Origin of the sequence: Acetobacter aceti (assembly GCF_002005445.1) — a bacterium.
GTDB classification, from domain to species: domain Bacteria; phylum Pseudomonadota; class Alphaproteobacteria; order Acetobacterales; family Acetobacteraceae; genus Acetobacter; species Acetobacter aceti_B.
Map to the genome: position 1 here is coordinate 141,726 of NZ_CP014692.1, position 12,203 is coordinate 153,928.

Annotated in this window: 9 protein-coding genes; 6 read left to right on the plus strand and 3 right to left on the minus strand. The window is 59.4% G+C overall.

The window, feature by feature from the left end:
* Positions 1 to 10 precede the first annotated feature (10 nt).
* Both tagF and A0U92_RS00600 read left to right on the plus strand, forming a co-directional pair.
* Entirely contained in the window at positions 11 to 544 is a 534-nt protein-coding gene (gene tagF / locus A0U92_RS00595; RefSeq protein WP_222927836.1) for a type VI secretion system-associated protein TagF, read from the plus strand.
* Positions 541 to 1,272 (plus strand): PP2C family protein-serine/threonine phosphatase, encoded by a 732-nt coding sequence (locus A0U92_RS00600; RefSeq protein WP_077811539.1) that lies wholly within the window; start codon positions 541 to 543, stop codon positions 1,270 to 1,272. The genes tagF and A0U92_RS00600 overlap by 4 nt, the downstream gene beginning before the upstream one ends.
* A gap of 154 nt (positions 1,273 to 1,426) precedes the next feature.
* Here the strand turns inward: A0U92_RS00600 and A0U92_RS17070 are convergent, their stop codons facing one another.
* Complete coding sequence (locus A0U92_RS17070; protein WP_149026338.1) at positions 1,427 to 1,621, minus strand: hypothetical protein; 195 nt, start codon at positions 1,619 to 1,621, stop codon at positions 1,427 to 1,429.
* 29 nt (positions 1,622 to 1,650) lie between these two features.
* On the minus strand, positions 1,651 to 2,685 hold the full coding sequence (locus A0U92_RS00605) for a hypothetical protein (protein WP_149026339.1): 1,035 nt from the start codon (positions 2,683 to 2,685) through the stop codon (positions 1,651 to 1,653).
* A 138-nt stretch (positions 2,686 to 2,823) separates the two neighbouring features.
* Between A0U92_RS00605 and A0U92_RS00610 the strand changes: the two genes are divergently transcribed.
* The 4 genes from A0U92_RS00610 to A0U92_RS00625 all read left to right on the plus strand — a co-directional run bounded on the left by A0U92_RS00610 (position 2,824) and on the right by A0U92_RS00625 (position 9,778).
* Positions 2,824 to 5,793 (plus strand): ATP-dependent DNA helicase, encoded by a 2,970-nt coding sequence (locus A0U92_RS00610; protein ID WP_077811540.1) that lies wholly within the window; start codon positions 2,824 to 2,826, stop codon positions 5,791 to 5,793.
* 92 nt (positions 5,794 to 5,885) lie between these two features.
* Positions 5,886 to 7,478 carry a bifunctional aspartate transaminase/aspartate 4-decarboxylase gene (locus tag A0U92_RS00615; RefSeq protein WP_077811541.1) on the plus strand — a complete coding sequence of 531 codons (1,593 nt, stop codon included), beginning with the start codon at positions 5,886 to 5,888 and terminating at the stop codon, positions 7,476 to 7,478.
* Positions 7,479 to 7,615: 137 nt separating this feature from the next.
* Positions 7,616 to 7,894, plus strand: a complete 279-nt coding sequence (locus A0U92_RS00620) for a hypothetical protein (RefSeq protein ID WP_077811542.1) — start codon at positions 7,616 to 7,618, stop codon at positions 7,892 to 7,894.
* A gap of 441 nt (positions 7,895 to 8,335) precedes the next feature.
* On the plus strand, positions 8,336 to 9,778 hold the full coding sequence (locus A0U92_RS00625; RefSeq protein WP_236748209.1) for a cytochrome P450: 1,443 nt from the start codon (positions 8,336 to 8,338) through the stop codon (positions 9,776 to 9,778).
* 232 nt (positions 9,779 to 10,010) lie between these two features.
* Here A0U92_RS00625 and A0U92_RS00630 read toward each other — a convergent pair whose 3' ends face one another.
* The gene (locus tag A0U92_RS00630; RefSeq protein WP_236748210.1) at positions 10,011 to 12,164 is read right to left on the minus strand and encodes a catalase; all 2,154 of its coding nucleotides are present in this window, start codon (positions 12,162 to 12,164) and stop codon (positions 10,011 to 10,013) included.
* Positions 12,165 to 12,203 lie beyond the last annotated feature (39 nt).

Below are 12,203 nucleotides of genomic sequence, written 5' to 3' on the forward strand. Positions count from 1 at the left end.
TATGGCTGGTATGACAGGACAGTTCGGGTTTTACGGCAAGCTTCCCGTCCGGGGGGATTTCGTCAGGCGCGGTCTGTCCGAGGGCGTTGTGTCCGGCTGGCACGAATGGATCTGCCGTAACTTTGCCTATGCGCGGACAGCCGTGGCTTCGGAGTGGGAAAAAGGCTGGCTTGTAGCCCCTGTCTGGAGATTTTCCCTGCCGTCGGGACAGCTCACCGATATGGCCGTATCGGGGCTCGTCATGCCGAGCGTGGACAAGGTCGGACGTTATTTTCCTTTTCTGGTCTGTGTGGAGGGAGAGGCAGTGATTCCGCAGAATGACATGGTCTGGGATGAGGTCGAACTGTTCTGCAGAGAGGCCCTGATGTACGATCAGGATCCAGAGGTTCTTCTGGCCCGTATTCAGACCCTTGTGCCGTCGGCTGGAGAGATTCCATCGGATGGCATGTGGTTCACTGAGGGAAATGACTCCATTCCGGCGCAGACTCTTGTCTGCCCGGGCCTTCCCGAACAGGAGGCATTTGTGAAACTTTTCTGGGCATGACTGAAACCCTCAAATACTCTGCATCCACGCATCAGGGTACAGTCAGGGGAGAAAATCAGGACGCTTTTCTGTGTCGGCCGGACATGCGTGTGTTTGCTGTCGCTGATGGCGCAGGCGGTCATGACGACGGACGATGGGCTGCCAGCCGGGTTGTGGATTGTCTTGGAGCCCTGCCTCAGGGGCTGACACCGAAGGCTTTGATGGTGCATGCCCGGCATCGCCTGACCATGGCTCATGAGCAACTGCTTCTGGAGGCTGGCCGACGGGGCAGCAAAAAGGGCATGGCGTCCACGGTTGTCGTGCTTATTCTGACTGAGGAATACTTCGTCTGTCTGTGGGTCGGGGATTCAAGAATTTATCTTCTGCGTGATGGTGAACTTTCACAGGTGACGAAAGATCACTCGCATGCACAGGCGCTTGTTGATGCTGGCCTGCTGCGGGCAGAGGATATGGAGTGTCATCCGCAGGCCAATGTTGTCACCCGGGCGATCGGGGCGGGAGGGCAGCCGATCCGGATTGACAAGGTGACAGGGCCACTCCTGCCTTTCGACCGGTTCCTTCTGTGCTCAGATGGTTTGACGAAAGCTGTCAATGAAAGGGATATTCTGAGCTGCCTCGAAACCGGGAGCGGTTCTGCGGAGCTTCTGGTGCAGACCGCTCTTCTCCGCCATGCGCGTGATAACGTGACGGCAGTTGTTGTAGGCGTTGAGGATGAGGAGACCTGGTGAGGCGGAATTTTTCGTATATCTGAAGCTATGCTGCTGGAGAATCTCCAGCGGAAACATGGAAAATCTGCGTTTGATCGCTTCGACGTAACACGCACCTGCCAGTGTCATTTTTGAACGAAAATGGACCATCCGCAGTAATACAGCATGTTTTCTCTCACTGCGCCGTGTTCAACTCATAACGCTTGATCCGCATCCATCCGTTCCGCGTATCTACACAGAGACCTGCGAAGCAGCGATCAGAGTATTGGGGAATCCTGATGTCGATCGGGCCTGAAGAAGGACCGCCCCATCCCTGTAAGAGAGTGGAAAGCGCAGCCTTCCCCACTGAGATCCAGACGTCCGTACTCATCTCTTTTCGGTCGCGACACTCGCTCCGCTCTACGGCGTCATTTCCATGAAAATCTGGCTTTCCGTGTTGATCCCGTCCGCCGGGCGACCACCGGGTTCGTCAGCGCCCATCGTCCTCACGCCGTGAATCAGACAATCTCCTTTATGCACAAGGATCGGGTCCTTTGGCTGCAAGGTGAAGGGTGAATTGGGATACGAGATTCCGTCTCCCTTGAGATAGACGGTGTGTAATGTTGTGGTCTGGGGCTCGAACATGAATGCATCCAGAGCGGGATTGTCCGAATAGGTGCCGTCATGTGGAAACTGCGGGCAGCCGCCATGTTCGACAAAGACGGAATGCGAGACGACCCACCAGTGCAGCGGAGCCCGGAAGACGGACCCCGGTCCGGTGACGGCTGCGACATTGCCGTCAATTGAGAGAATCCTTGTGTCTTGAGGCGCATGATAGACCCTGTAGGCAGTTTCATGCCTTTGTGGGGACATCAGGAACTCGTCAGCCATTGCGCCACTGAGTTCGAGTCGTTGGGGAGATGGCTGCGTAGGCGTGGTGATGACGTGCAGATGTGCCGTCATCGTATAAGGTTTGCCGGCAAAATCCGAGCCGTCGAGAATGACAAACAGGCAGCTCGTCAGTGGAAACGGCTTGGCGAGATGAATGTTGACTGGAATGCGCTGATGATCAGGCGCGTTCTGTTTGACGATCGGCGCCGCCAGCGTGACGCTTGGAAAATGTGCATTGATGGCCGGATAATCCCCGACATCCTGTGCATGCGTGGGGCACGCGGCAGACGTGCTCATATGCAGGGAGATCAGGGCTTCACTGAAATGATCCGAGGGGGAATTTGTCTCCACATAGCCGCTGATGCCGACAAGACTCTGTCCGGGTGGGAGGTGAAAAGGATATAGCGGTTTGCGTGTCAGTCCTCTGGTCACTGTCGTGATGGATGCATCCGCGTCTATTCCGTCGTCCGTCGCCTGCGCTGTGCCGGGGAAGCAGTTGATCGACAGACAGGAGAGAAGGACAATCGGCAGAAGAGTCGTCTTCCGGACAGTGTCGGACATCATGGCGCTGGCTTTCCGCAGAAGAAACGTATGGCCACTTTAGGCTTTTCGCCCGAAGGAAGAAACTGCGGCTGTGCTCATGCCATGAGCAGCGGCCTTCCGGATTGCGCCCCTGTCATCCTGCGCTAGACTGCGGGCCAGATGTCCGCCGCCTTTCCCTCCCCGTATGAAGCGCCCGCCCTTGTCGCCGGTCATGGCTTCTTTTCCTGCCTCACCGTTGACGGAGAGCTGCTGACGCTCAACCGGACGCGGGCCAGGCAGTTCCTGCAGGAGGAAGCGGCGCCCCTCGTCGTGCATGCCCCGGCGACGGCCCGGATGCTGGGCATGACGCCGCCCGGCCAGCCGGCGCCGTGGTTCGATCTGCTCGAACTTTTCGCCTTTGTGCATCCCGCCCGCTCCGTCGCGCCAACGCCGCGTGGACTGGCTATCGCGCTTGGTCTTGGCGACCTCGACGGACGGCGGGTCGAAGCCAATACATTGCCCGATCTCGCAGCCCGTCTGCTGACAGACCTGCGCGCCCTGAAGAACACGTCCTCTCATCCTTTCCTCGCAGCTCTCGCCACCCGTCTGGCGCAGACCGGCTGGATCTGGAGTGGCGCGGTCATGGAAGCGCTGGAGATCACCGGTCCTCTGTCGCGTGACGCGATGCAGCCCGGCGAAGCGCTCCGGATCTGGGATCAGCTTCTCAAATGGGAGGACACGGCCCGCCGCCCGCCGCCCGGTTCCAACCCGGTTACACCGGCTGAAGCACGTACCCGGCTGGGACATATCCTTGGCCCTGATGCGGAAGTCCGTGTGGGGCAGGCTGATTTCGCCGATGTCGCCACGCATGCCTTTGCCCCGCGCGAGGGGATGGGATTCCCGCGCGTCGTGCTGGCGGAGGCTGGAACCGGCACAGGCAAGACGCTCGGTTATGTCGCTCCCGCCAGCCTCTGGGCCGAGCGCAATGGTGGGGCGGTCTGGATCAGCACCTATACGCGCCATCTCCAGCGCCAGATCGAAGCGGAAACGGCGCGTCTGTACCCTGATCCCGCCATGCGGCGCAACCATGTGGTGGTTCGGAAAGGGCGTGAGAACTATCTCTGCCTGCTCAACATGGAAGAGGCGGTGAACATCGCCCCCACGCGCGGTCCCGGACCGGTGATCGCTCTCGCTCTGCTGGCCCGCTGGGGCATGGCCACAGTTGAGGGGGACCTGTTCGGTGGCGATCTGCCCGGCTGGTTCGGGGACATTCTCGGTCATGGCGTGCTGGCCGCCACCGCCGACCGGCGCGGCGAGTGCATCCACGGCGCCTGCCCGCACTATCAGCGCTGCTTTGTGGAACATTCCATCCGGCGTGCTCAGGACGCTGATCTGGTAATCGCCAATCACGCGCTGGTCATGGCGCAGGCGGCATGGGCGCAGTCGCAGGGCCTGCCCGCGCTGGAACAGGGTGACCAGCCCGAGGTCGCGCCGGAGGAAGCCGTGCCCGACGAGGACGGTATCCCCACGCGCTATGTGTTCGACGAAGGTCATCATCTGGCGGACGCGGCGGATGGTGCGTTCGCGCTCGAACTGTCCGGTCTGGAGGCGGCGGAACTCCGGCGCTGGCTGCTCGGCGCGGAGGGCAGCCGCTCGCGGGCGAGGGGATTGCGCCGCCGTCTTGACGATCTGGTGGCGGGAAATCCGCGTCTTGAGACACCGCTCGATGCCGCCCTTCTGGCCGCGAAGGCTCTGCCCGCGCCGGGCTGGTCCGGTCGTCTGTGGATCGAACCGCAGACGGACAGGCCGGAAGAGCCGCCTGAACCGGAAGATGTGACCGTCTCGCTCTTTCCGTTGCCTGCGGCGGTCCAGCTTGTTGAGCCGGTTATCGACAATCCGACCGAGACGGTGCTGCGGCTGTTGCGCGATCAGGTGCTGGCCCGCACGGTCGGCAATGGCCCCGCGCGCCGGAATGGCAGCGAATGTGATCTGCATCCGATGATCGACGGGCTTGGCGCGGCAGCGGATACGCTCGCCCGGGCGCTGAGCCGTATTGCTGAACCGCTTCGTACGCTCGTCAACCGGCTGGAAGACAAGATCCGTGAGGATACGGATAGCCTCGACACCGCCGCCCGCGCCCGCATTGAGGCGATGATCCGGTCGTTGCAGCGGCGCGCCATCGGGCGTCTCGACGGGTGGGTGTCGATGCTCACCACCTTTTGCACGCCGCCGGACGAGGTGGGGCCGCCGCAGTTCATCCGCTTCATCCGTCTTGAGGCGCGGGAAGGGCAGAGACGGGGCGAGCAGGATGTCGGCCTGCACCAGCACTGGCTCGACCCGACGCTGCCGTTCGCCGCCGTGCTGGCCGCGCCCGCGCACGGGCTGCTCATCACCTCCGCGACCCTGCGCGACGAGACTGACACGGATCAGTCCGCCGAAGCTGAGCAGATATGGGAAGCCGCCGAGGCGCGTGTCGGGGCCAGCCATCTGCCGTCGCCTGCGTTGCGGGCTTCTCTCGCCAGTCCGTTCGACTATTCCCGCCAGACCCGCGTGTTCATCGTCAACGATGTCGCGCATGACGATCCTGACACGCTGGCTGCGGCGTTTCAGGCGCTGTTCCTTGCGTCCGGAGGCGGAGGGCTCGGGCTGTTCACGGCGATCGAGCGGTTGCGGACGGTGCATCGCAAGATCGCGGCGCCTCTGGAAGAGGAGGGCATTCCGCTTTACGCGCAGCATGTCGATGCGATGGACAACACCACGCTGGTCGACGTGTTCCGCACGGAGACGGACTCCTGCCTGCTTGGCACGGATGCGATGCGCGATGGTGTGGATGTGCCGGGTCACGCGCTGCGTCTTGTCGCCTTCGAGCGGGTGCCGTGGCCACGCCCGGATATTCTGCATCGCGAGCGGCGGATGCATCTCTCGCAGGGCAATCCGCGTCTTTATGATGACCGGCTGGCGCGTCTGCGACTCAGGCAGGCTTTTGGCCGTCTGATCCGGACGCGCACGGATCGCGGCGTGTTCGTTCTTCTCGGCCGGCGCACGCCGTCCCGGCTGCTCAGCGCCTTTCCGTCGGGTGTGATTCCACACAGGCTCGGGATTGCCGCAGCGGTGGAAGAGATCAAAACCTTTTTCGCAGAAGAAAGCTGAATACCGGCAAAGGTTCTGTTTCTACGTAAGTTGAGGCACTCTGGGTTTCAACAGAAACGGTTCAGACCAGTCTGCGCCGAAAGGAATGAATGATGGTTTCCGACAACAGGCGTTTCAAAAACCTCAGTCCTTTTGAGCTGAAGGATAAGCTCATTCGTATGGCCACCCGAAAGTCGGGGCGCACCATGCTCAATGCCGGTCGTGGTAACCCGAATTTTCTGGCCACACTGCCCCGGTCAGCCTTCTTCCTTTTCGGACAGTTTGCGCTGGCTGAGTCCGAGCGGTCCTTTTCCTATCTGACGGCCGGGATCGGCGGACATGCCCGGATGGAGGGGATTGAAGACCGTTTCGACCGTTTTCTGTCCGAAAAACGTGGGCATGACGGTACCCGTTTTCTGACCCGTGCGATCAGTTATGTGCGCGATCAGATGGGTCTGTCCGCCGCGGCTTTCCTGCACGAGATGGCGGAAGGCATTCTGGGCTGCCATTATCCCACGCCACCGCGCATGCTGCCGTTGAGCGAGCAGATTACCGCTCATTATGTGCTGAAGGAGATGACCGGCGGCACGCTGGCGCGCGAGGAAGTGGATTTCTTCGGCGTGGAAGGCGGCGCGTCCGCCATGGCGTATATCTTCAATTCGCTGAAGCAGAACGGTCTGATCGAAAAGGGCGACAAGGTGGCGCTCGGTATGCCGATCTTCTCGCCCTATATCGAGATCCCGCATCTCGAAGAGTTCGGGCTTGAGGAAATCAGTATCAACGCGACCCAGGACACCGGCTGGCAGTATCCACAGGAAGAGCTGGAAAAGCTGAAAGACCCTGCCGTCAAAATCTTTTTCTGTGTCAATCCGGGCAACCCGACCGCCGTGAAGATGGACGATGCGTCCATGAAGGCCATCGCCGGGATCGTGCAGAATGACCGTCCGGATCTCATCATCATCACCGATGATGTGTATGGCACCTTTGCCGATGACTTCCGCTCGCTGTTCGCCGTCTGCCCGCGCAATACGATCCTTGTCTATTCCTTCTCCAAATATTTTGGGGCGACGGGCTGGCGTCTCGGCGTGATCGGCATGCACAAGGACAATGCGATCGATGAGCTTGTCCGCAAACTGTCACCGAAGTTTACGGCAGAACTGGCGGAGCGTTATTCCAGCCTGACGACCGATCCCGGCAGTCTGAAGTTCCTGGACCGCATTGTGGCCGACAGCCGTCTGGTCGCGCTCAATCACACGGCAGGTCTCTCCACGCCGCAACAGGTGCAGATGGTCATGTTCTGCCTGTTCTGCCTGATGGATGAGCATGACCACTACAAGCAGACGGTCAAGAACCTTCTCCGTCGTCGCGAGGCCACTCTCTACAAGGCGCTGGGCGTTGCACCGGCAAACGATCCCAACGGCGTCAATTACTACAGCATGCTCGATCTCAAGAGCATCTGTCATACTCTGTACGGCGATGAATTTGCCGAGTGGATGGCGACGCGATCCAGTTCGAGCGAAGTTCTGTTCCGGATCGCGGACGAGACGGGAATCGTCCTGCTGCCGGGACAGGGGTTTGGTCTTCAGCGTCCGGCGGCCCGTGTTTCCCTGGCCAACCTTGACGAATATCAGTACGTGTCCATCGGTCGCTCACTTCGAAAAATGGCTGATGAATATTATCAGGCTTTTCTGAAGACCGGCGGCTGAGATCGGAAAACGGCTTTTTCCCTGCGGGCGTCCGGTCGACTCCCGCAGGTGGAGAGACTGGTTTAACCCAATGCTAAGTCTTCTCTGTGACCCTTGCAGCAACGAAAAATCGTTATTTGCAGGGGTTAAACCAATCCATGGAATTTCAGGATCATCATCCGGATAGCGATGTCCGGCAACCCGCGACCGAAGAACTGGCAGAGCTCAGGGCCTGTATTTCTCGGTTTGCTTCTACTGATCCGGTCATACTTGCCTGGGCGGGTCAGTGTGCCAGTAACCTTGCCGAAGAGGACCAGACCACGGAGGACATGATTCGTCTGTCCGCAACAGTGCTCAAGTTTGTTCTGGATCTGGATCTGCAGGCCCGTGCCGCTGTAAGGCGCAGTCTCCCGGCTGAGTGGTGCGCCTCTCTCTGAGTGTTCATCATCAGGTATCAGAATGGGCTCGTATAAGGATCTGAAGGGTTCAGCCATGAGTCCTGTGTCTGGAAGACAGGGCTTCGCGTTGAGCGGGGCGCAGTCCTGGAGGGGCTGTGCTCCTTTGGTCCGGCACAGAGGCTTGGTGGCCGTAAGACTGATAGCGGCGGTAACCGGCAGGGTTGTCCAGATAACCTTTCTACAGGCTTCATCGGCGAGAATGGTCATAGCGAAGCTGCTTGTCCGATGACAGCTTCTTCCCGTTTGCGATGACACGCAGAATGGAATGTTTTCAGTCAGGTTTGCGGCTGTTTGGCGTTTCTGTTTCCTGTCAGCGCTTTGAGCTCTGGCGCATTCCCGAAACAAGCTCCGTGTTCTTTGCGGTAATCTGGCTGGTGCGGGCGGTCGTCACATAGTGCTGTGATCCTTGTCCGGCAGGGTATGCGCCCCTCGCGTGAAAGCCATGCGCCTTTCAATTGCGTATCCGTACAACTGGTCGATGAGTCTGTTTGCCGCTATTCCGCAGGGATGGCTGTCCTGTTTTCTCCTCCCATGCCAGCGTTGCCGTCAGACGATATAACCGGTCTTGGCGTCTTGTTTCGTCTGAAGCGGAACGGGTTTGGAGCCTTTCCCGAGCGCTGTTTCCATGAGCCGGTTCTGTCGTTGCGCGCGTTGGGGAAGCCCTTGGTGATCGCAGCCGGACCTGAAGCCATTAAGGCGGTTCTCGCCACGGAGGCGGCCTCTTTCCAGCGTTTGCGGATGGGGCGGCGGGTGCTCAGTCCGATTGTGGGCGAAGGAATTCTCGTCAGTGAAGGAGATGTCTGGCGTCGTCAGAGGCGGGCGATGGCTCCGGCGTTCACGCCCAGAACAGTGCCGACGCTGGCCAGACATATAGCGGCTTGTGCGGATACAACGCTGCTCCGCATCAGCATAGAAAAGCCTGTCGATGTTTTTGCCCTGACCCAGACTCTCGCGCTCGATATTGCCGCGATGACAATGTTTTCTATGACCAGCGAGACGTTTGGCGTGACATTGCGGAGGATGGTGACATCCTTCATGTCCGGGATCGGCCAGCCTCGCCCGGCGGATTTCCTGTTGCCGCCGTCAGTGCCGACGCTGACTGACTGGCGACGGAAACACTTCCGGCGACGCTGGGTGACGCTTATTGAGGCGATTATTGCAGAGCGTCCGCAGAGAGGAACACAGGAGGAGGCCCGCGACCTTTTTGACCTTCTGATGCAGGCGTTTGGCGGGGAGGGAGGACTTGCCGGCCAGGCTGTGGTGGACGAGGTCGCCACGATGATTGTGGCTGGGCATGAGACCACGGCAACGGCTCTGTTCTGGGCTGTCTGGCTGCTGGCGAATACGCCGGAGTGGCAGGACGCCATAGCGGAGGAGGTGCGGCACATCGATCTGTCACCTGATCATGCGGCAGGCGCCTTGTCGCATCTGCCAGTCACGACTTCCGTGGTGCGGGAGGCGCTGAGGCTTTTTCCGCCAGCGTTCATGACCGGGCGTGAAGCGGTCAGCGATGGTGATCTTTGCGGACAGGCCATTCCACGAGGCGCCATGATCCTGCTGCCTTTCTGGATGCTGCATAGAAATCCGGCGCTCTGGAAAAATCCTGCGGCGTTCGATCCCGGTCGCTTCCTGAATGGAAAGGAACCGGATCGCTTTACATTTCTCCCGTTCGGCGCGGGGCCGCATGTCTGCATCGGGGCACAACTGGCCATGACAGAGGCGGTTCTGGTTCTGGCGCGGCTCGTTCAGCTTTATCGCTTTAAGGCGGCGGATGAAAAACCGGTTCTGCCGGTTGGTGTTCTTTCCACACGTCCGTCACGTTCCGTGCTGTTCCGATTTTCCCCGCGTTGGAACTGCGGCTGATCATATCAAGCGCTCTGATCGGGTGCGGTTTGGCTGACGGAAGACCTCTTTCAGGGAAAGAAGCCTCCCCCGTCAGCCAAGCGTTTTGTTCGGTATTTATAGAGCACAGAAGCGGAAGGCAGAGCCTGATTCTGCCGTCCATCCGGCTTTTGAGGTGAGACCCGACCGGGACCAAAAGGAACACAAACCTTCTGTGGGGCGCGGGGCGAAGGCCCCGCAAAACACCCCTGATTCAGGCCAGATCGCGAACTTTCGGTTCACGTGCCCAATGCCGTTTCACACCGACTTTCTCGAACGCGTCGAGTGGGACCACACCGTCATCTTTTTCGACACCAGCCCGGTCAAGGATCACCTGTGTGCCTTTGCAATGAGCAATCGTCTTGCAGTGAGCATAAGCGTCCATGAACCATTGCACCGCAGCGGAGTCATGCGCCAGTTTACTGGCCTGATCGGGCATCAGGATGGAGATGATCGCATCGAAAAGCACCGAAGGCGATCCCGCGAGCAGTCCGTCAGCCTGCAACGTGCCGCCCTTGACCGGGATGCCTCCCACCCTGGGAGCGACGAGAACGGCTGTTCCGCCTTTTCCTGCAATCAGATCCTTGAATTTCCGGATTTCGGCGAGATCCGATCCTTCTGCAAACAGAATTCCGACCTGACGGCCCTTCAGGGTGTTTTTCGCCTGTTTCTGAATGGAGAGCGCATCTGAAATCTTCAGATCAACTGGCGGCTTGGCGGCTTTTGCCTTCTCTGGCAGTTCTATCGCAAGGCCGGTAGCGATGCGTTTGGCGAGAGATTCATCAACATTGCGGAGTTGCGCCACCACTCGTTCCCGCACGTGTGGGAGCTGGACCTTCGACAGTTCGAAGACGATGGCTGACGCCGTGTGAGCCTGCTCGCTTTCCGTGAGGGAGCGGTAATACATGCGGGGCTGGCTGTAATGATCCGCGAAAGTTTCCGGGCGTACACGAACCTTGCGGGTGGGGTCGTTATCCTCTGCATTTTCCTCGAAGGTCCTGAAACCGGTTTCAGGACAGGCGCGGGGACCACCAGTTTCTCCAGCTTCGGCCAGACTGTTCGGTTCGTAATTGGCGCGGCCGACAGGCACGAGAGTCTGCATCATGCCGTCGCGCTGGAAGTTGCTGAACGGACATTTGGGCGCATTGATCGGGATCTGGTGAAAGTTGGTTGTTCCCAGACGGGATTTCTGCGTGTCGAGATAGGAGAACAGACGTCCCTGCAACAAGGGATCATTGGAGAAGTCGATGCCGGGAATGATGTTGGTCGGCATGAAAGCCGCCTGCTCGGTCTCGGCGAAGAAATTGTCCACATTCCGGTTGAGCGTCATGCGGCCGATGATCTCGACGGGAATATCCTCTTCCGGAATCAGTTTTGTGGCGTCCAGAACATCGTAAGGCTGCTTGGCGGCCCAGGCCTCGTCGAACACCTGCACGCCCAGATCCCACGCGGGGAAATCGCCCTGACTGATCGACTCAAAGAGATCCTGCCGGTGGAAGTCCGGATTGGCGCCGGCGATTTTGACCGCCTCGTCCCATGTGGTCGACTCAATGCCAAGCACAGGTTTCCAGTGAAATTTGACGAATTTTCCTTCGCCCTTCTCGTTCACAAGACGGAAGGTGTGGACGCCAAATCCTTCGATCATGCGCAGGGAACGGGGGATGCCGCGATCGGACATGGCCCACATGACGGTATGCAATGATTCCGGCATCAGGCTGACGAAATCCCAGAAGGTGTCGTGGGCGGAGGCGGCCTGAGGATAACCTCGATCGGCTTCCATCTTCACGCTGTGGACAAGATCCGGGAATTTGATGGCATCCTGAATGAAGAAGACCGGAATATTGTTGCCGACCAGATCCCAGTTGCCGCTGTCCGTGTAGAACTTGACGGCAAAGCCACGGACATCGCGAGGGGTATCAACGGAACCCGCGCCGCCCGCTACCGTGGAGATGCGTGTGAAGACCGGGCAGGTTGTGCCGACCTTCTGAAAGATCGAGGCTTTCGTCAGCTCGGGGATGGCTTTGGTGCATTCGAACACGCCATGCGCGCCCGAACCTCTGGCATGGACGATGCGCTCAGGAATGCGTTCATGGTCGAAGTGGAAAATCTTCTCACGGAGGATGAAATCTTCCAGCAGGGTCGGCCCGCGCTTGCCTGCCTTCAGCGAGTTTTCATTATCCGAGAGACGGTGGCCGAAATTGTCAGTCAGATGAGCGACGCCATCAGAATGGTCGCCATCATGCGCGATGGTCTGATGAAGCTCGCCGCCTGGAGCGACTGTATCTTTTGTTTTGACATGCCCGGCGCCCGGGGGATGGTCATGCAATCCGTTATCGACGCTCGGGGTAGGACTTGTGTCCTTCGGCATGAATGCCTCCATCAGATCTGGAAAGAAAAGCGGATCGTC

What these genes read in the sequence shown, in the direction of transcription:
- A0U92_RS00610 (WP_077811540.1), top strand. Translation starts at nt 2,824, where the DNA reads ATGTCCGCCGCCTTTCCCTCCCCGTATGAAGCGCCCGCCCTTGTCGCC.
- A0U92_RS00620 (WP_077811542.1), top strand. Translation starts at nt 7,616, where the DNA reads ATGGAATTTCAGGATCATCATCCGGATAGCGATGTCCGGCAACCCGCG.
- tagF (WP_222927836.1), top strand. Translation starts at nt 11, where the DNA reads ATGACAGGACAGTTCGGGTTTTACGGCAAGCTTCCCGTCCGGGGGGAT.
- A0U92_RS00605 (WP_149026339.1), bottom strand. Translation starts at nt 2,685, where the DNA reads ATGATGTCCGACACTGTCCGGAAGACGACTCTTCTGCCGATTGTCCTT.
- A0U92_RS00625 (WP_236748209.1), top strand. Translation starts at nt 8,336, where the DNA reads ATGCGCCCCTCGCGTGAAAGCCATGCGCCTTTCAATTGCGTATCCGTA.
- A0U92_RS00615 (WP_077811541.1), top strand. Translation starts at nt 5,886, where the DNA reads ATGGTTTCCGACAACAGGCGTTTCAAAAACCTCAGTCCTTTTGAGCTG.
- A0U92_RS17070 (WP_149026338.1), bottom strand. Translation starts at nt 1,621, where the DNA reads ATGAGTACGGACGTCTGGATCTCAGTGGGGAAGGCTGCGCTTTCCACT.
- A0U92_RS00630 (WP_236748210.1), bottom strand. Translation starts at nt 12,164, where the DNA reads ATGCCGAAGGACACAAGTCCTACCCCGAGCGTCGATAACGGATTGCAT.
- A0U92_RS00600 (WP_077811539.1), top strand. Translation starts at nt 541, where the DNA reads ATGACTGAAACCCTCAAATACTCTGCATCCACGCATCAGGGTACAGTC.